Origin of the sequence: Mycolicibacter hiberniae (assembly GCF_010729485.1) — a bacterium.
In the GTDB taxonomy this organism is placed as follows: domain Bacteria; phylum Actinomycetota; class Actinomycetes; order Mycobacteriales; family Mycobacteriaceae; genus Mycobacterium; species Mycobacterium hiberniae.
The window spans coordinates 94,871-112,443 of sequence record NZ_AP022609.1; the positions used below are offsets into that span (position 1 = coordinate 94,871).

Here is a 17,573-nt window from a genome sequence, read left to right on the forward strand (position 1 = left end):
CTCCTGCCCGTCAGCTTTCGCTCGTCGACTGACCCACGCCGATCTCGTGGAACATCAGGTTCTGCAACCGGTGCAGGGTGCGCGGTGCCACCGATTCGGCGGCCAAGTACATCGAACCCAGGGGGTTGTTGACCGCCCGGGGACGGCGCCTGATGGCGTCGATCAACATGTCGGCCGCCTGGTCGACGGTCAGCGAGGCGAAGCCGCTCCAATCGGTGGGGGCGATCATCTCGGTGTCGACGAGCGGCAGATGCACGTTGGTGAAGTGGACGCCGTCGCGCAGACTCTCGATCGCGGCGACGCCGAAGAAGGCGTCCAACGCCGCCTTGGAGCCGATGTACGCCGAGAACGTGGGCAGGTTCGACAACACCCCGATCGAGGAACTGTGCACGACGTGGCCGCTTCGGCGCCTGCGCATCTCGGGCAGCAGGCGCAGCGTCAGGCCCACGCCGGCCAGGTAATTGAGCCGCATCGTGCGCTCGTAGTCGTGCAGTCGGTGTTCGGATTCGGCGACCGAGCGCATGATGGATCTGCCCGCGTTGCTCACGAAGACGTCCGGCGCACCGAAACGGTCGAGTACGGCCTGGGCGACCTCGTTGATGCCCTCCTCGGTGGACAGATCGCCGACCACCGCGTGCGCCTTCCCGCCAGTGGCCTCGATCGACTGCACCAGACGGTCGAGTTCGTCGGCGCGCCGGGCCGTGACGACGGCTGTGGCCCCCGCGCCCGCGACCCGCTCGGCCAGCCGTTTGCCGATGCCGCTCGACGCGCCCGTGATGAGAACGACGCGACCGGAGACGCGCTCGGCCAGCGACGGGGTGCCCAACCGGGGAATAGGTACGGGCTTGGTCAGCACGTTGATCGACTGGCGCATGGCACGGCGTAGCGGATTCGGTGTCATATCAGGGCAGATCCTTTGGTCAGGCAGCTGGTTGGGTGCCGGGTGTTGCCGCATGGAGTTCGTTGAGGTAGACGGCCGCGCGGCGCAGAGCGGCCATGCCCTCCGGCAGGATGTCGGCCAGGACCGGGAAGACGTGGATCTGACGGTCCCACAGTTCGAGGGTGGTTCGCACACCGTTGTCGGCCAGGTGCCGGGCGAAATCCACGGCGTCGGGCGCGACGAATTCCTGCGAGCCGACCTGGATGAGGGTGGCGGGCAGGCCGGTGACATCGGCGCACAGCAGGCTGGTGGTGGCTCCGATACCGTCGGCGCCACCGGCCCGCGACTCGACCTTCGCCAGACTCCGGCACAGGGCGTTGTAGGCGCGGCGGCCGATCAACGCGTCCCGGTACCGCCCGCGACGGTGCGGTATGGGGGTGAAGTCCAGGCCCGGCGACCAGCACACCAGCCCGGCCGGTTTGCCGAGACTGCGCTGTCGCACGGTGATGGCGGTGGCGACGGACAGGAAGCCCCCCGCCGAGTCGCCGACGATGCTGATGTCGCCGGCCTGGTAGCCCCGGCCGATCAGCCACTCGAAGGCTTCCGCACAGTCGCGTACCGAACTGCTGACCGGGTGGCGGGGGCTCTGACGGTAATCCACCACCAGTGCGGTCTGACCGGTTTCGCGGACCAGGTGCGAGACCGCCCGGCGGTGGGTGTTGGGCCCCCCGACGTAGAAGGCCCCGCCGTGCAGGTACAGCAGGACATGGGGCGACCGGGGGCCGGCGGCCGGCCGGATGATCTCGGCGTACATCTCGCCGACACGCACCGGCTCGACGGTGACCCCGGACAGTTTGGGCAGGCATTTGGCGGCGAGTTCGGCAACGGCGAACGGCCACGGGAGATCCAGGAGATGACCGCCGACGTACACCGCCGGCTTCACCAGTAGCTTGGCGGCTTTGCATACCGCACGGGCGCGGAGGCTTCTCCCGGCGACGAAGGAGATAGCCAACTCCTGGCCAGTCGTCACGACGTGCTCCTTAACGCTGGGTTCCGCGTGGCGTCCGGGACCCCTTGCGCGAGAACGATCGAGCTGAAGTTATCAGACCTCTTCGGCCCGGGATCCGGCAGAATCACCCGAGACGCGTGTTGCCGGACCGGATACTATCGAATAGATCAGTATCCTATTAGGAGGTGCGCATGACACTCAAGTCCGGAACCCGGCTGACGTTGCCCGGGTCCACCTGCGAGGTCATGGTCGTCCGCCCGCCGTCCACCGACGGTGAGCTCTCCGCGCACGAGGGTCAGGACGGCCAGGAGCCGATCTTGGTCGGCAAGCGGTACGCCGATGAGGAATCCGGGCTGGAAGTGCTGTGCGTCAAGGCCGGCGCCGGGCCGCTGCGGTTCGCCGGGCGCGCGCTGGTCCTGCGGGCGGCCAAGCCGCTGCCGGCGTCGGACTGATCATGCAGATCCGGCAGTGGGCGGATTCCGGGCGAACCGCGTTGATCCTGCATCCGAGCGGCATCCAGATCACCTTCGCCGAGCTCGAGGCGCGAGCGAACCGGTTGGCGCACCATTTCCGGGCGGCGGGACTGCGTGAGGGCCACACGGTCGCCGTGCTGATGGAGAACAACGAACACATGCACGCGGTGATGTGGGCCGCCCGTCGCTGCGGGCTGTACTACGCGACCATCAGCACGCATCTCACCGCTGCCGAAGCCGCCTACATCCTCGAGAACAGCGGCGCCACAGCCATAGTCGGGTCGGTTGCCACCCGGGACGTCTGCGCTGCGCTCGGTTCGCATCTGGGCGGCGGGTTGCCGGAGCTGCGGATCCTGGCCGGCGGGCAGCTCGACGGCTGGCAGCAGTACCCGGACTGCGTGGCGCACCGGCCGGACGGGCCGATCGCCGACGAACGCGAGGGCGATCTGCTGCAGTACTCCTCGGGCACCACCGGGCTGCCCAAGGGAATCCGCCGCGAGCTGCCGCACCAGTCACCGCAGGACGCCGGGTTGCTGCTGGCGCCGCTGCTCACCGCCGCCGGCATCGACTCGGGCTCGGTGTATCTGAGCCCGGCGCCGCTCTACCACACCGCGCCGTCGTTCTGGTCGATGTCCGCGCAGGCCCTTGGCGCGACGGTGGTGATGCTGGAGAAGTTCGACCCCCGCGGTGCGCTCGAGGCGATCGAGCGCTACCGCGTCACCCACGGACAGTTCGTGCCGACGATGTTCGTCCGGATGCTCAAGCTGCCCGAAGCGGTACGCGCCGGCTACGACGTGTCCAGCCTGTGCCGGGTGGTGCATGCCGCGGCGCCCTGCCCGCCGGAGATCAAGCGGCAGATGCTCCAGTGGTGGGGGCCGATCATCGATGAGTTCTACGGATCCTCCGAAGGCGCCGGAGCCTCCTACATCCGGGCGCAGGACTGGCTGTCGCATCCGGGCTCGGTGGGCCGGCCGATGGGCGGTGCGGTGCACATCGTCGGCGAGGACGGTGCCGAGCTACCCGCCGGCGAGCACGGGGAGATCTACTTCGAAGGGGGGCTGTCTTTCTCCTACCTCAACGACGCGGCCAAGACCGCCGCGACCCGCAACGACCGGGGCTGGGTCACCGTCGGCGACATCGGCTACCTCGACGACGACGGCTACCTGTACCTGACCGACCGGCGGCACCATGTGATCATCTCCGGCGGGGTCAACATCTACCCGCAGGAAGCCGAGAACCTGCTGATCAGCCACCCCCGGGTGCTCGACGCCGCGGTCTTCGGCATCCCGGACCCGGCCATGGGTCAGTCGGTCACAGCGGTGGTGCAGTGCGTGGAACCCGCGGACGCCGGCGAGGACTTCGCCCAGGAGCTGATCGCCTGGTTGCGCGACCGGCTGGCCGCCTACAAATGTCCGCGGTCGATCGCCTTCGAGGACGTGCTGCCGCGCACCGAGGCAGGGAAGTTGCGCAAGCAGGAGCTGGCATCGCGCTATTCGCCGCGCCCCTGACCCGGGCCGGCCGCCCCGCCCCGACGCGGTGCGCCGGCGGCGTCAGAGATCCCCGGAGAAGTCCGCGGTCAACCAGCGGTCCGGGCGGATGGTGAACAACACGCCGGGCGCGTCGTCGAGGGCGGCGGCGAAAGCCCGGCCGGCCTCTTCGCCCAGGTAGCGAATCGCAATGGCCTCGCGTGGGGGCCGCGGGGCCGGCGTGACGGTATCGGTCACGGTGCCCTCGACGATCACATATTGATAGGGCAGCTCTTCGCGCTGCACCACCAGCGTCACCGCGCCGGCCTGCTCGATGAGCTTGGCCTTACGCGAGCCGGCGCCGGTGTTGACCAGGATGTCGCCGCCGGGGGTGTAGTCGTACCAAATCGGGACACTGGCCGGAGGGCGGCCATCGGTGGCGGCGACGGACAGCACGGCGACGTGCTTGTCGGCGAGGAACTGCTGACGTTCGGTTTCAGTGAAGGCTCTGGGCATACCGGCTCGAACAGCGGTTGACCCCGGGCTATTCCACCGGGCATCGGAGAGGTTCTCCGGCCAGGGCGCTCCCAGCGCCTTACACTCCGGCGAAGCCTGCCGATAAGGAGCCCACGATGCCCGCAGCCGATCTCGTCGTCACCGGCACCATACTGACGGTCAACGACGCGCAACCGACTGCCGAGGCGCTGGCCGTCACCGACGGGCGCATCGTCGCCGTCGGCGGCCGCAAGGACATCGAGGCACTGATCGGTCCGAACACCCGGGTGTACGACACCGGCGAGGGCTGCGTGCTGCCCGGCTTCGTCGAGGCCCACGGGCATCCGCTGATGGAGTCGGTTGTGCTGTCCGGCCGGATGGTCGACATCCGGCCGGTCACCCTGACCGACGCCGACGCTGTGGTGGATCTGGTCCGCAAAGAGGTGGCCGCTCGCGGCGCCGAGGGGGCGTACGCGGTCGGCTGGGACCAGTTGCTGCAGCCGGGCCTGCCCGAGCCCACCTTGGCCTGGCTGGACAGCGTCTCCCCGGACGCCCCGCTGGTGATCGTGCACAACTCGGGCCACAAGGCGTACTTCAACAGCGCGGCCGGCCGAGCGGCCGGTCTCAGCCGCGACACCCCCGACCCGATCGGGGCGAAGTACGGCCGTGACGCCGCCGGCGAACTGGACGGCACCGCGGAGGAGACCGCCGCGCTCATTCCGCTGCTGGGCGAGGCGATGCTGCCCGGCGACGCCCCGGCGATGCTGCGGGCCGAATGCGCGCGGCTCAACCGGGCAGGGCTGACGACAATCTCGGAGATGGCGTTCTCGCCGCAGTTCCGGCCGTTGGTGCAAGCACTGCATGACGAGTTGACGGTGCGACTGCGCACCTATGAGATCTCCAACGCGGCGCTGCACACCGATGCCTCGCCGGGCGACGGTGACGACATGCTGCGCCAGGTGGGTATCAAGATCTGGGTGGACGGCTCGCCGTGGATCGGCAACATCGACCTGTCCTTCCCGTACTTGGACACCGAGGCCACCCGGATCATCGGCGTCGAACCCGGATCGTGCGGGCATGCCAACTACACCGGCGAACAATTGAGGCGAATCGTTGAGGCGTACTTCCCGCACGGCTGGCAGATGGCCTGCCACGTCCACGGCGACAACGGAGTCGACACCATCCTCGACGTCTACGAAGATGCGCTGCGCCGGCACCCGCGCGCCGATCATCGGTTGCGCCTCGAACACGTCGGCGCCATCCGCCCCGAGCAGTTGCGCCGTGCCGCTGAGTTGGGTGTCACCTGCAGCCTGTTCGTCGACCACCTCCACTACTGGGGTGACGTTCTGGTCGACGGCCTGTTCGGGGAGGAACACGGCTCACGCTGGATGCCGGCGGCCTCCGCCGTGGCGGCGGGCATGCGTATCTCGCTGCACAACGACGCACCGGTCACCCCCGAAGAGCCGTTGCGCAACATCAGCGTCGCCGCCACTCGCCGGGCGCCCAGCGGGCGAGTGCTGGCGCCCGAGGAGAGGCTGACCGTCGAGCAGGCGATCCGGGCGCAGACCCTCGATGCGGCCTGGCAGTTGTTCGCCGACGATGTGACCGGCTCCCTGGAGGTGGGAAAGTATGCCGACCTGGTGGTGCTGTCGGCCGACCCACGCGCCGTCGGCCCGGAGGCGATCGCCGATCTTGAGGTGCGCGCCACCTTCCTGGCCGGCCGCCAGGTGGTCTGATCCGGAGAGCCGGAACCGTATTTAGAGCAAACATCGGGGTCCAAAGTCCTCTGGCCAGTGAAGGCTGGTAAGGCTAACCTCCGTTGCATGAGTCTGCCGATGCCCGACCGCAAGACCGCTGACCTGCCCGGCCACTGGCTCTTTGCCCGCCTGGGCAAACGCGTGCTGCGGCCCGGTGGCGTCGGCCTGACCCACCGCATGCTGGCCGACGCGCAGCTGGCCGGCGCCGATGTCGTCGAACTCGCACCCGGCATGGGCCGCACCGCGACGGAGATCCTCAAACGCCGGCCCGGCACCTACACCGGCGTCGAGGCCGACGACCATGCCGCCGGTGTCGTTCGCTCGGTGGTGGGCGACAAGGGACGGGTTGTCACCGGCCAGGCCTCGGAGACCGGGCTGGCCGCCGACAGCGCCGACGTCGTCATCGGCGAGGCGATGCTGACCATGCAGACCAACACCCACAAGTCCGAGATCATGCGGGAGGCCTTCCGGGTGCTGCGGCCGGGCGGCCGCTATGCCATCCACGAAATGATGCTGCAGCCCGCCGATGTGCCCGAGGCCGTCAAGGATGAGGTCCGCACCGCGCTGGCCCGCTCCATCAAGGTCAATGCCCGGCCGCTGACCGCCGGGGAGTGGACGGATCTGCTCACCGAGGCCGGCTTCACCGTCGAGACGGTTTCCTACGCCCCCATGGCGCTGCTGGAGCCGCACCGGCTGATCGCCGACGAGGGCGTGTTGGGTGCGCTGAGATTCGTGTTCAACGTGCTGCGCGATTCCGACGCGCGGGCCCGGGTGCTCAACATGCGCGCGACGTTCCGCCGCCATCGCAGCAATATGGGCGCCATCGAGGTGATTGCCGCCAAACCCGCCTGATCGGCTTGCCATGATGGACGGGTGACAACCCGCGACCGCGACGCCTCGGGCCGCCCGCGCAACGCCCGCCCGCGTGATCGGCTGGGCCGGCCCCTGCCGCGCGGCAGCCAGGGTGGGGTCGAGGGGGTCCCCGACGACCTGGACTTGCCGCCGGCCCAGATGCTGGCCTACGCCCAGTTGCTGCTGGACGACGGCCTGGCGTTCAACGCCCACGAGGTGCTCGAAGCCGCCTGGAAGCATCGGCCGCCCGCCGAACGCGAACTCTGGCAGGGGCTGGCCCAGCTCGCAGTCGGCATCACCCACGTCCAGCGCGGCAACGTCACCGGCGCGGTCAGTCTGCTGCGTCGCGGCGCGGAACATCTGGCCGGCGTGCGGCCCCCGGCGCCGTACGGTGTCGATCTCGACGGATTGCGGGGCTTCGCCACGCAGCTGGCCGATGACGTGGCGGCCGGGATCGAGATCGGCCCGCAGCGACTGCATCCGCGGCTGGTCGCGTGAGCACACCGCTGCGCTGGACGCTTGCCGACGGCCGCGACCTGCTGTTGTTCGCCCTTCCGGGCCGCACTGCCGCCCCGGTGTTGGATCGCCGGCCGTTGTCGGCCCGCGATCCCGAGCCGTCGCAGTTGCGCTTCGACCGCACCACCGGTCAGTGGGTGATCATCGCCGCGCAGCGACAGGACCGCACCTACCACCCGCCCGCCGAGGACTGCCCGCTGTGCCCGGGGCCCAGCGGGCTGACCAGCGAGGTACCGGCGACCGACTATGACGTCGCGGTCTTCGAGAACCGGTTCCCCAGCCTGGCCGGGGCCGGTGCTCTGGACACCGTCCCGCCCGACGGTGCCGCGTTCGTCGGGGCACCCGGCTACGGCCGGTGTGAAGTCATCTGTTTCTCGGCCGATCACACCGGGTCGTTCGCCGAACTGCCGGCCGCGCATGCCCTGCTGGTGGTGCAGGCGTGGCGACACCGCACGGCTGATCTGTTGGCTCGCCCCGGTGTCGAGCAGGTGTTCTGCTTCGAAAACCGCGGGCGGGAGATCGGGGTGACACTGGCGCACCCCCACGGCCAGATCTACGGCTACCCCTACCTGACCCCGCGCACCGCCGCGATGCTGACCCAGGCGCGGGAGCATCGAATCAGGCACGGCACCAATCTGTTCGCCGATCTGCTGGAGGCCGAGCGCGCCGCGGGGACGCGGATCGTGAGGCAGACCGAACACTTCACCGCGTTCGTGCCGTTCGCCGCGAGGTGGCCGGTAGAGCTGCACCTGTACCCGAACCGGCGGGTACACAATCTGACCGAGCTGACCGATGCCGAACTCGAGGACTTCGCGTCTGTCTACCACGACGTGCTGGGCCGCTTCGACCGCATGTACGACGCCCCGCTGCCCTACATGGCCGCACTGCACCAGTACCGCGCCCAGGGCGCTCAGGCGGACGGATATTTCCATGTCGAGTTCATGTCGATCAAGCGCAGCGCCACCAAGCTGAAGTATCTGGCCGCTTCGGAATCGGCGATGGACGCGTTCATCGCCGACGTCACCCCGGAGGCAGTGGCGGCTAGGCTGCGTGAGCTGTGATCACCTATTCCGCGCCCGGCCGGGTCAATCTGATCGGCGAACACACCGACTACAACGGCGGATTCGCGCTGCCCATCGCGCTGCCCCAACGCACCAGCGTCAGCTTCACACCCGCCGAGACGGACACCCTCACGGTGGTCAGCGACCGAGCCGACGCGCCGGTGAACATTCCGCTGAGCACCGCACCCGGACAGATCGCCGGCTGGGGCGCCTATGCCGCGGGAGTGGTCTGGGCGCTGCGCGACAGCGGGTTCGCGGTCCCCGGCGGAACCATGACCGTTCGCAGCGACGTACCGATCGGCTCCGGTCTGTCCTCCTCGGCAGCCCTGGAATGTGCCGTACTGGGCGCCCTGGCTTCGGCGGCCGGTCTGGACATCGACCGCATTGAGCAGGCCCGGATCGGCCAGCGCGCCGAGAACGAGTATGTCGGAGCGCCAACGGGTTTGCTGGATCAGCTGGCCTCACTGTTCGGCGAGGTGTCGCACGCGCTGCTGATCGACTTCCGCGATGTCGCCGTGCACCCGGTGCCTTTCGACCCCGACGAGTCCGGGGTGACCCTGCTGCTGATCGACTCCGGGCAACGGCACACACACGCCGACGGCGAGTACGGCGCTCGGCGCGCATCGTGTGAGCGGGCCGCCGCCGAGTTGGGGGTGCCGTCGCTGCGCGAGGTCGCGCACCGGGGTGTCGAGGCGCTGGCGGCGCTCAGCGACCCGGTCGATGCCCGCCGGGCACGGCATGTGCTGACCGAGAACGAGCGGGTGCTGGATTTTGTCGCGGCATGCGCAGAGCGCGACTTCGCCGCTGCCGGAGCGCTGTTCACCGCGTCGCACGCTTCGATGCGCGACGACTTCGAGATCACCACCGAACACATCGACCTGATCGCCGACAGCGCGGTGGCCGCCGGAGCGCACGGTGCCCGGATGACCGGCGGCGGGTTCGGTGGTTGTGTGATCGCCCTGGTGCCCGCCGAGCTCACGATGAAGGTCGGTGACGCGGTGCGCGCCGCGGTCACCGCGGCCGGCTACCCGGAACCGGAGGTGAGTCGGGTGTACGCGGCGGCCGGGGCGGGTTAGCGCCGACAGTCACGGTGTTGTGTCAGATCATCTCGTTCTCGGTCAGCCAGCGCATCACCGGCCAGCCCACGAACACCGGCAGCCAGCAGGTCAGCACCCGGTAGAGCAGTACCGAGGGGACCGCCAGTGCAGGCGGGACACCGAAGGCAGCCAGCCCACCGATGAGGGCGGCCTCCACCGCTCCCACCCCGCCGGGTGTCGGCGCGGCGGAGGCCAGGGTGCCGCCGACCATGGTCACCACCGTCACGGTGACAAACGAGGTGTTGCCGCCGAAAGCTTCCACACTGGCCCACAGTGCCAGCGCCGCCCCGAGTGTGGTGCCGGCCGCGCCCAGCACGATCAACGCCAGCCGGCTGGGCTCACGGGCCAACTCCACCAGGTCCCCGGTGACTTCCTTGAGCCGCGGCCGCAGTGCGGTCGTCAGCCAGCGGCGCAGATTCGGGACCAGCAACACGATGCCGGCCAACCCGAGCGCCACCCCGGCGAGCAGGTAGAGCATGGTCGCGCCGGGAACGAAGTGCGACAGGTCCGTTGAGGCACCGGCGGCGGTGGTGAAGATGACCAGCAGGATCACGTGCACGATCACCTGGACCGACTGCTGCAGGGCTACCGCGGCGGTGGCGCGCAGGGTGCTCAGACCGCCCTTCTGCAGAAATCTGGTGCTCAGCGCCAGGCCGCCCACGCCGGCCGGGGTGGTGGTGGCCGCAAAAGTGTTGGCCACCTGCATGATCGCCAGGTGCCGAAACCTGACCGAGCCGTTGGCGCAGGCCCACAGCGCGCCCGCCGCGCCGACATAGGTCAGCGATGAGACGGTCAGCCCGACCAGGGCCCACCACCAATTCGCGTGGCGCAGTTGGGAGAAGAACGTAGGAACCTGGCTGATGAACGGATAGGCCACGTAGACCAGGGCGACCAGCAGGACCAGCTGGATGAGCTGGCTGCGGGTGAAGCGGGTGATGGTTTTGGTCTGGATCTGATCCGTGCCGGTCTGGCGCTTGACCTCCTCGCGGGCGGCGGCGATCACCCCGGCGACCTCGGGAACGGTCTTGCGCAGACGCGCGGGCACCGCCGATTTGGTGAGCCGGCGTGACGCGGCCAGCACCGTGCTGCGGCCGAAGTGCTCGATCGCCGCGTCCACCGCGTCGGCCGGGCCGTACAGCGACGACGTGGTCACCAACAACTGGGCGATATCGGACTGCAGCTGGGTGTCGGTGGCACCGTATTCGGCGTTGCCGAAGCCGCCGAACAGCACGTTGCCCCCGTCGACGGTCATCTCCTTGCACCGCAGATCGCCATGCGAGATCTGCTGATCGTGCAGCCGGCGCAAGGACTCCCACGGCTTGGCCACCGGCGTCGTGGCGGTGGATTCGGCCAGCGGGGCACCCCGGGACGGGGTATGTGCATAAAGCGTCCAGCCCCGGTCCAGGGAGGCGACGGCCACCGTGGCGGTGTTGGCTATCCCGCTGTCGCCGATGGCGATCGCCATCAGCGCGCGGTGCTCGACGGCCCGGTGCAGCGAGGCGTGCAGCGGTGCGGTCTCGGTGTTGCGCAACCGCAGTTTGCGCCAGAGCTGGCGCAGCGCGCCCCCGCTGCGCTGGTTGGGGCCGTAGAGCTCGATGATGGTCGGGTATGCCCCGACGGTGGACAGCACCAGTGGGCCGGGGCCCGCCGGCCGGATGACGGCGAGCTCGGAGACGGTGTGACCGCGACGGGCCAGGGCGCGGACGGTACCGTCCAGCGGCACTTCCAGCGCGGGCGTGCCGACGATCAGGATCACCAGGGCTCCGACGAACCACCCGACCGCCAGGCCGAGCAGCGAACGGGCCGGCACGATGGCGCTGACCACCAGGTGAATCGGCACGAAAGCGAGCAGCAGGGTCCACCACCAGCGCCGCCACCGGGCCGGCAGCCAGGGACCGGACACGGTGAGCACCGCGGCGAGCATTGCGATCCAGCGCGGGTCGTCGAGGAACTGCGCCAGTGTGGTGGCGAGCCGATCCGAGAGGTCGAAATGCCAATTCGGTGCGGCCAGGCCGTTGCTGCGGATCGACAGCGATACCACCGCCAGCAGCCCGGCCACCGCGTACGCCCCGAGCAGTTTCCACTGCCGGGAGGCCACCAGCCCGATCAGGATGGCGAACGGCAACACCAGGATCGCGATGCCGTAGGCGAGGTAGACCAGGTTGGCGTGGGTGGGCGAGAGCACCCCGACGATCTCGGATACCGATCGCTCCAGGGTCACCCATTCGTAGCGGGTGACCAGCGAGCTGGTGATGACGGTCGCGAGGAAGAGGCTGGCCAGCACCAGACGCAGAATGTCGTTGGTGCGTCGGGTCAGCGGCTGTAGGAGGTTGCCGGTGACCGCGACATCGCGCCCCTCAACTCGCATGATCTCTTTCGGTCCGTCTCAGGCCGCATCGCGTGGCGGCTCGCCACAACTTAACCGGTGAGTAGCGGTACCACCGTGGTTTGTCGGTGAGATGCGGCCGCGTCGCCCCCGGCAAATCCCATGCGTCACACCCGTCACGGCTGGGAGCGGGGGATCGCAGCGGTGGGCGTCGGCCCGTCATCGGGCAGGCGCCGCACCCGGCAACGCCTGTGCGTGTCAGGTCAGAGCGGGTAGTGGACTCCGGTCATCTTCTCCGACTCCTCCCACAACCGGAGCCACAGCCGTAGGTCCTTCGACAGCTTGTTCGAGGGGCAGGGTCCCACCGGGCCGCGGGACTGGTTCAGCTTGGTCGGACCCCAGTAGATGTTCGGGTCGGCATCGGGGACGGTGGCGGCGAACAGGATGGATTCGGCGCCCCGCTCCGGCGGCTGGCCGACCAGTGGCGCGCCGAACCTGGCGACCAGGCCCACGATGGTCTTGTCGTTGGAGAACAGGTCGGTGCTCGAGACGCCCGGATGTACCGCGTAGGAACGCAGGGGCGAGCCGGCTGCGACCAGCCGCCGCTGCAGCTCTCGTGCGAACATCAGATTGGCCAGCTTCGACTGGGCGTAGGCCAGGTTGCGCTGATAGGGCCGGTTCTCGTAGTTGAGATCGTCGATCCAGAACTTCGGGGTCTGCTTGTGCGCGATGCTCGACACCGTCACCACCCGGTCGGTGATCCGATCCAGTAGCAGGCCGGTCAGCGCGAAGTGGCCCAGGTGGTTGACACCGAACTGCACCTCGAAGCCGTCCACGGTGCGCCGTTTGGGGATGTTCATGATCCCGGCGTTGTTGACCAGTACATCCACCTGGCCCTGCTGGGCGGCGAAATCGCGCACCGACGCCAGGCTGCCCAGATCCAGTGCCGCCACCGTGACGTCGCCGTCGATCCCGTCGGCGATCTGCTGGGCCTTGGCGGTGTTGCGGCAGGCCATGACCACCGTGGCGCCCTTGGCGGCGAGGGTCTTGGTGACGACCTCGCCCAAACCGCCGTTGGCGCCGGTCACCACGAAGGTGCGGCCGGACTGGTCCGTAGTGTCCGCGATTGAGAAAGACATGCCGGTCACGCTACCTGCCCGGCCTGCTCGCCGGAGGCCGCCGTGTGGTCGGTGACCAGCACCGCGCCGCGGTGGGTGATCACCTGCACCCGGCCGGCGCTCTCGGTTTCCAGGTAGCCGCGGCGCAACCGCGCGCGGATACCGCTGGCTATCCCGGGAATTGCGACGTGCACCGACCGCCGGGGCGCTTCGTGCAGCACCGCGACCGGCGGGTAGCGCAGGGTGCGGCGCAGTTGGCGGTCGGTGAGAGCGGAAAAGATCTGGGTGGTGCGAATGGTGCCGTCGATGGCCCACTCCAGGTTGGCGTCCAGTGCGCGGACCCGCTCAGCGGAATGCGGCGACGGAGGCGGGGTCAGCAACCTGATCAACGGCAGCGGGTGCCGCTGATCGAGCGCGGTGTCCCGTGCCGTCCAGCCCCGGGCGTCGCGCAGCGAACGCAGCGCTCCCCGTTCGACCAGTTCGGCAACGACATCCGCCGCTCCGTGCCGGGCGGCCTGATGCAGCGGCGTGATCCACTCGGGACTGCCGGGGCGCCACTGATTGACGTTGAGCGCCGGAACGGCGTCGAGCAGATCGAACAGGGCCGGCCAGTCGCCGGCGTCGGCGGCATCGGCCATCTTGTGCCCGGCTGCGCTGACCTCCTCCGGCAGCAGAGAAGGGTCCAACACGCCGGGCCAATCTAAAGGGGGTTCGTCCATGCGCCCAACCGTATCGAGGGGGTCTGACAAGTTCGGTTGGACGCGGTTGTGCGCCAAGTCTTGTCGGGCGTGCGAGGCACTGCGCGCCGTCGTTGCGGGTGTTCGGCGAAACGACTTGTCGGTGGTCGGGCGTACGGTCGTCTGGCAGGCAATTTCCTACGTGCTCTTGGACAATCGAAAGGAATCGATGTCGGAATCCGGTGAGGATCCATCTGCGGTCACTCGAATCATCCTGCTCGGGGATCGAGCGACCGTTGAGCTTCATGCCGAGCTGGCCGCCGATGCGGCCACGAAGAACTGCACGATCGTCGAGGCTTTCTGTTTCGAGGTGGGGGAGGCCGGTGGCACCGACGACCTGACCGACGTCGACGCGGTGATCGCAGCGGTGGGCCGCGCTATCGCGGGCCGCATGGATGTCTGGGTGCCGTTCCCCGGCCCGGACTTCACCCGGGAACAGCATCTGCGGAGAATCAGCATGGTGCTGCAGCGTCATGGTCTGAACCTGCGCCTGACGCGGGACCTCTTTTCCGCACCCATCGACGGTGGGATGAATGAGATCGACTTCGCGCTGCGCCGTGAGGTGCGCGCCGTCGACGACCTCGACCACGCGGCATTGGCTGCCGAAGGCGCGAAGAGCTTGAGCAGGGAGATCGCGCTGGCCCTGGGTGGGTCCCGCGGTCCGCAGACGGTGCGGCGGATCCGGGCCGACGACACCGGGCGCCCGCTACCGCCGGCCCTGCCGTCGCCCAAGGTGCCGTGGCCGCAGCGCAAGTGGCCGCTGGAGGACTACGTGCGCTGGCTGGTGCACGAATGCGGTGTCACCCAGGCGGCCACCGCACGGGTGCTCAACTCGGTCGGGCAGCGCACGCCGACCGGCCGGCTGTGGCAGGCGAGCACGGTGTCCAAGCTGCTCAACGGCAGGTACGACGGACCGCGGCGTCGCGGTGACTTCACGCCGGATGCAAGAGCAGGGTGAACACCAGCGGTGGGATGACGACCAGCGCAACGGTCAGTGGCGTCGCCAGGTAGCCGATGAGCATGCCCAAGCCCACCTGAGCGGTTTTGACGCCGCCGGTCTGCCACATGAAGAAGCCGGTCGGCACCACGATCAGGGTCGCGATACCCAACAGGTACAGCTGAACGATCCAATAGGGAGCCGTCAGCCACGTCGCGGTCTCGACGATCGCGATGGTCGCCAGCGCGGCGTGGAAACCGTGCCGACTGTAGCGGTCTTCGGCGGGCGGGGCGCTCATGAGGCGTTCAACAGCAGCAGGTAGGACAAGGCGTATGACCAGCCGACGGCGGTGGCTGCCAGACCGGCTCCCCCGAGGGCCAATCCCTGGCCGCGCCGGCGCGGTGAATCAGCGCCCTCCAGCTTCACGCCGATCAGCAGCGATGCGACAGTCGCGACAGTGGTAGAGATCGCGATCACGAGGGAGTACCCGGCATCACTGTTGATCGGAAAGTGGATCAACAGCCAGCCGAGGCCCACCGCCACTGCGAACACACCTTGGAAGACCAGCGGTGCCGCCCATGTGGCGGTCCGCCAGAGGTCCGGACTCCTGTCGTGCCGACGTTTCCGTAGTGCGCCAGCCATTTACCAGCTCCTCTCGATGCTCACGCGGGGACACCGCCCGGCCGACCCGGAGCCGACGACGCCGACGGCGGCGCGGTGGTCGGCCCGAAGTCGGTGGCGGGGATCGGGGTTCGGACATCGAAGCGCGGATTCCACGAACCGCCGTGATCGAACGGCGCGAACGCCTTGCCGCCGACGCCGATGTCATGGTGGAACGGCAGATTCAACATCGGCGCATGGCTGCGGCCGGACTGGGCGGGGTCGATCAACACGGTCCGGGCGCCGCCGGGCAGGTCCTGGTAGATCTCCAGTGAGGGGTAGTCGGATCGCGTGCCGTCGACGTGGACACCGCCCGGGCCGGGGGTGAACACCAGGTCGCCGTTGACGCTGAGGCGGTGATCGCCGAGCAATCCGCGCGGGTCGGTGAGGGTCCCAGGTGCGAGGGGGTTGCCGGCGTCGTATTTGATCCGCACCGATCCGTCCGCGGCCTGCGCCACGCTGCCTTGGGGGACGCCGACTTTCACCTGACGTACCGAGCCGTCGGGATTGAGCTCGACGGAGGGATTCTGGCGCATCACCACGATGCCGTTGTCGTAGTCGATGTAGGTGGTGACCTTGGTGTCTTCGGGGTCGAAGTCCTTCGTTGCGCTTCTGCCGTTGCCCGCATCGCGTGCCAGCAGGCGCTGCACCCATGGCTGCTCGATCCACTGTGACGCGCGCACCACGCCCTGCCCCGGTACGGGCTCGATCCGGGCCACCCGAACCTCGGAATTCGCACCCCGGAAGTCGGGGTTGTAGGTATGTGCATCCAGAGCGGCCGCGGTGGTCCAATCTGACCTGGAGATCGGGTCGCGCCCGAACACCTCCCGGAAGGCGGCGGCCTGATTTCGGCGCCGTTCGTCATCGGTGGCGGGGGCTTGTTTGAAGGAGTGGTCGACGGCCTGGATGCTCGGCCGCTGCCGGTCCTCGGTGGCGTAGCCGCCGCCCACCGATCGCACCGCCTGCGCGCGGGCGTGGCTGTCGGCGGCGGTGTCGGCGATCACCTGGTGGATGTCGTGGCTCTTGGCGGCCAGGAACCGCTGGAACTGCCGGGCGCCGGCGGGGGTGTCCAACGCCAGCGCCCGCGGGTGGGCCAGGACGGCGCGCAGTTCGGCCTCGATACTGTCGAGCCGTTTGCGGCTCTGCAGCGCTACCTGCGTGGCGCCGTGCACCGTCGCCGCGAAAGCCCGGTCGGCCTGGGCGGACGTCTGCAGCCGCCGCGCCAGGACGTCCTCGCGTCCGCGCGCGGCATCGGCGTGAGCGCCGAGTTCCTCGGGCATGGTGGCGACGTTAGTTCAGCTGCGACGATCGCGGTATTCACCCGAGGGCCGGTGGCGATGTCAGTCCTTGAAATACACCAGCTGATGGGTGCTGGCCAGCAGCTGGCCGGCGCGTGACCACAGGTGCGCGCTCTGATCGAAGTAGCCGCGCGAGAACCGGTTGGCGTGCGCGCTGGCCAGCAGGAAATCGCCGCCGAGAGCGTCGATTTCACGTTGGTCGGCGTGAAAATAGGTGGTCAGCGAGATGGTGCCGGCCGGCAGGAACCTGCCGCGGCGCAGGAAGGCCCGCGGGAAAAAGACATCCGACAGACAGGCCAGCGCGGTGAAGTCGAGCGCTCGGCCTTGGGCGTCGCGTACCCACAGCGTCGTGGTGGACGAAGTACTGGGCTCCACGGCCCTCAGCGGTACCGGGCCCTCGGCGAACCGCATGTCGTAGCGCTTGGCCCAGACGATCGCGTCGACGAAGGCCCCGCGGGTGAGGTCCTCGGGTGCGGGGACGCTCGGCGGGCGGGTTTCGTCGTCGGCCCAGGTGTCGCGGTGCAGGCCGAACAGCGCGGTCGCCGTGGTCTTGACCTCGTCGCCTTGGCGAAGTTCGAGCACCCAGTGCTGGTTGCTGCGATTGGTGCGAGCGGCCCGCAGACCGATGTCGAATTCGCCGTCGGCGATGGGCGCGGCGAAGTTGACGGTCAGCGCCAGCGGATCGCCGATGCGGTCGGGATGGGACTCCACGGCGCGCAACAGCACCGCCGCGGTGATCCCCCCGAACGGCCCGACCATGTTGGCCCACTCCGGGTCGGTGGCCCCGCGGAACGTCTCGGCGTCGACGGCGTCGAGGCGCACGGCGCGGTCGAAGGGGTGTTCGGTCACAGCGGCCCTCCCGGCAAGCGGAACGATATCGGTCACGCTATC

Annotated in this window: 18 protein-coding genes; 8 read left to right on the plus strand and 10 right to left on the minus strand. The window is 69.0% G+C overall.

All coding sequences use genetic code 11. From position 1 onward, the window contains the following. Positions 1-10 precede the first annotated feature (10 nt). The gene (locus G6N14_RS00470; protein WP_085136670.1) at positions 11-901 is read right to left on the minus strand and encodes an SDR family NAD(P)-dependent oxidoreductase; all 891 of its coding nucleotides are present in this window, start codon (positions 899-901) and stop codon (positions 11-13) included. A gap of 19 nt (positions 902-920) precedes the next feature. Then, the gene (locus G6N14_RS00475; RefSeq protein WP_133054941.1) at positions 921-1,910 is read right to left on the minus strand and encodes an alpha/beta hydrolase; all 990 of its coding nucleotides are present in this window, start codon (positions 1,908-1,910) and stop codon (positions 921-923) included. Positions 1,911-2,080: 170 nt separating this feature from the next. Here G6N14_RS00475 and G6N14_RS00480 point away from each other — a divergent pair, with 170 nt between their 5' ends. Together G6N14_RS00480 and fadD4 are read left to right on the plus strand one after the other, a co-directional pair. After that, entirely contained in the window at positions 2,081-2,341 is a 261-nt protein-coding gene (locus tag G6N14_RS00480; RefSeq protein WP_085136672.1) for a hypothetical protein, read from the plus strand. Between the two features lie 2 nt (positions 2,342-2,343). Then, entirely contained in the window at positions 2,344-3,870 is a 1,527-nt protein-coding gene (gene fadD4 / locus G6N14_RS00485; RefSeq protein ID WP_085136673.1) for a fatty-acid--CoA ligase FadD4, read from the plus strand. A gap of 42 nt (positions 3,871-3,912) precedes the next feature. On the opposite strand, the gene G6N14_RS00490 is transcribed toward fadD4, so the two are convergent. Further along, complete coding sequence (locus G6N14_RS00490) at positions 3,913-4,344, minus strand: pyridoxamine 5'-phosphate oxidase family protein (RefSeq protein WP_085136674.1); 432 nt, start codon at positions 4,342-4,344, stop codon at positions 3,913-3,915. A gap of 116 nt (positions 4,345-4,460) precedes the next feature. Here G6N14_RS00490 and G6N14_RS00495 point away from each other — a divergent pair, with 116 nt between their 5' ends. From G6N14_RS00495 to G6N14_RS00515, 5 genes are all read left to right on the plus strand, one after another. Further along, positions 4,461-6,059 carry an amidohydrolase gene (locus G6N14_RS00495; RefSeq protein WP_085136675.1) on the plus strand — a complete coding sequence of 533 codons (1,599 nt, stop codon included), beginning with the start codon at positions 4,461-4,463 and terminating at the stop codon, positions 6,057-6,059. Between the two features lie 87 nt (positions 6,060-6,146). Continuing rightward, positions 6,147-6,932: a class I SAM-dependent methyltransferase gene (locus tag G6N14_RS00500; protein WP_085136676.1), complete on the plus strand. Its 786-nt coding sequence runs from the start codon at positions 6,147-6,149 to the stop codon at positions 6,930-6,932. Positions 6,933-6,953: 21 nt separating this feature from the next. Continuing rightward, positions 6,954-7,430 (plus strand): DUF309 domain-containing protein, encoded by a 477-nt coding sequence (locus tag G6N14_RS00505; RefSeq protein WP_085136677.1) that lies wholly within the window; start codon positions 6,954-6,956, stop codon positions 7,428-7,430. After that, positions 7,427-8,509 carry a galactose-1-phosphate uridylyltransferase gene (gene galT, locus G6N14_RS00510; protein ID WP_085136678.1) on the plus strand — a complete coding sequence of 361 codons (1,083 nt, stop codon included), beginning with the start codon at positions 7,427-7,429 and terminating at the stop codon, positions 8,507-8,509. Before G6N14_RS00505 ends, galT begins: the two co-directional genes overlap by 4 nt. After that, positions 8,506-9,585: a galactokinase gene (locus G6N14_RS00515; protein WP_085136679.1), complete on the plus strand. Its 1,080-nt coding sequence runs from the start codon at positions 8,506-8,508 to the stop codon at positions 9,583-9,585. The genes galT and G6N14_RS00515 overlap by 4 nt, the downstream gene beginning before the upstream one ends. Before the next feature lie 22 nt (positions 9,586-9,607). On the opposite strand, the gene G6N14_RS00520 is transcribed toward G6N14_RS00515, so the two are convergent. From G6N14_RS00520 to G6N14_RS00530, 3 genes are all read right to left on the minus strand, one after another. Next, positions 9,608-11,974 carry a lysylphosphatidylglycerol synthase transmembrane domain-containing protein gene (locus tag G6N14_RS00520; RefSeq protein ID WP_085136680.1) on the minus strand — a complete coding sequence of 789 codons (2,367 nt, stop codon included), beginning with the start codon at positions 11,972-11,974 and terminating at the stop codon, positions 9,608-9,610. 221 nt (positions 11,975-12,195) lie between these two features. Further along, a complete protein-coding gene (locus G6N14_RS00525) occupies positions 12,196-13,071 on the minus strand; it encodes an oxidoreductase (RefSeq protein WP_085136773.1) in 876 nt (291 codons plus the stop codon). 5 nt (positions 13,072-13,076) lie between these two features. Further along, on the minus strand, positions 13,077-13,739 hold the full coding sequence (locus tag G6N14_RS00530) for an ankyrin repeat domain-containing protein (RefSeq protein ID WP_109559882.1): 663 nt from the start codon (positions 13,737-13,739) through the stop codon (positions 13,077-13,079). A 217-nt stretch (positions 13,740-13,956) separates the two neighbouring features. On the opposite strand from G6N14_RS00530, the gene G6N14_RS00535 reads away from it, so the two are divergent. Further along, complete coding sequence (locus tag G6N14_RS00535) at positions 13,957-14,745, plus strand: hypothetical protein (RefSeq protein WP_085136774.1); 789 nt, start codon at positions 13,957-13,959, stop codon at positions 14,743-14,745. Here G6N14_RS00535 and G6N14_RS00540 read toward each other — a convergent pair. The 4 genes from G6N14_RS00540 to G6N14_RS00555 all read right to left on the minus strand — a co-directional run bounded on the left by G6N14_RS00540 (position 14,720) and on the right by G6N14_RS00555 (position 17,531). Next, entirely contained in the window at positions 14,720-15,022 is a 303-nt protein-coding gene (locus G6N14_RS00540; RefSeq protein WP_085136682.1) for a hypothetical protein, read from the minus strand. The genes G6N14_RS00535 and G6N14_RS00540 overlap by 26 nt on opposite strands. Next, a complete protein-coding gene (locus tag G6N14_RS00545) occupies positions 15,019-15,267 on the minus strand; it encodes a hypothetical protein (protein ID WP_133054942.1) in 249 nt (82 codons plus the stop codon). Before G6N14_RS00545 ends, G6N14_RS00540 begins: the two co-directional genes overlap by 4 nt. Before the next feature lie 119 nt (positions 15,268-15,386). Then, positions 15,387-16,664, minus strand: a complete 1,278-nt coding sequence (locus tag G6N14_RS00550; protein ID WP_085136684.1) for a DUF4226 domain-containing protein — start codon at positions 16,662-16,664, stop codon at positions 15,387-15,389. Positions 16,665-16,724: 60 nt separating this feature from the next. Then, the gene (locus G6N14_RS00555; RefSeq protein WP_085136685.1) at positions 16,725-17,531 is read right to left on the minus strand and encodes an acyl-CoA thioesterase; all 807 of its coding nucleotides are present in this window, start codon (positions 17,529-17,531) and stop codon (positions 16,725-16,727) included. Positions 17,532-17,573: the final 42 nt, after the last annotated feature.

Coding starts and splice junctions, on each gene's coding strand:
- G6N14_RS00470 (WP_085136670.1), bottom strand. CDS start 901: ATGACACCGAATCCGCTACGCCGTGCCATGCGCCAGTCGATCAACGTG.
- G6N14_RS00480 (WP_085136672.1), top strand. CDS start 2,081: ATGACACTCAAGTCCGGAACCCGGCTGACGTTGCCCGGGTCCACCTGC.
- fadD4 (WP_085136673.1), top strand. CDS start 2,344: ATGCAGATCCGGCAGTGGGCGGATTCCGGGCGAACCGCGTTGATCCTG.
- G6N14_RS00490 (WP_085136674.1), bottom strand. CDS start 4,344: ATGCCCAGAGCCTTCACTGAAACCGAACGTCAGCAGTTCCTCGCCGAC.
- G6N14_RS00495 (WP_085136675.1), top strand. CDS start 4,461: ATGCCCGCAGCCGATCTCGTCGTCACCGGCACCATACTGACGGTCAAC.
- G6N14_RS00500 (WP_085136676.1), top strand. CDS start 6,147: ATGAGTCTGCCGATGCCCGACCGCAAGACCGCTGACCTGCCCGGCCAC.
- G6N14_RS00520 (WP_085136680.1), bottom strand. CDS start 11,974: ATGCGAGTTGAGGGGCGCGATGTCGCGGTCACCGGCAACCTCCTACAG.
- G6N14_RS00525 (WP_085136773.1), bottom strand. CDS start 13,071: ATGTCTTTCTCAATCGCGGACACTACGGACCAGTCCGGCCGCACCTTC.
- G6N14_RS00535 (WP_085136774.1), top strand. CDS start 13,957: ATGTCGGAATCCGGTGAGGATCCATCTGCGGTCACTCGAATCATCCTG.
- G6N14_RS00540 (WP_085136682.1), bottom strand. CDS start 15,022: ATGAGCGCCCCGCCCGCCGAAGACCGCTACAGTCGGCACGGTTTCCAC.
- G6N14_RS00550 (WP_085136684.1), bottom strand. CDS start 16,664: ATGCCCGAGGAACTCGGCGCTCACGCCGATGCCGCGCGCGGACGCGAG.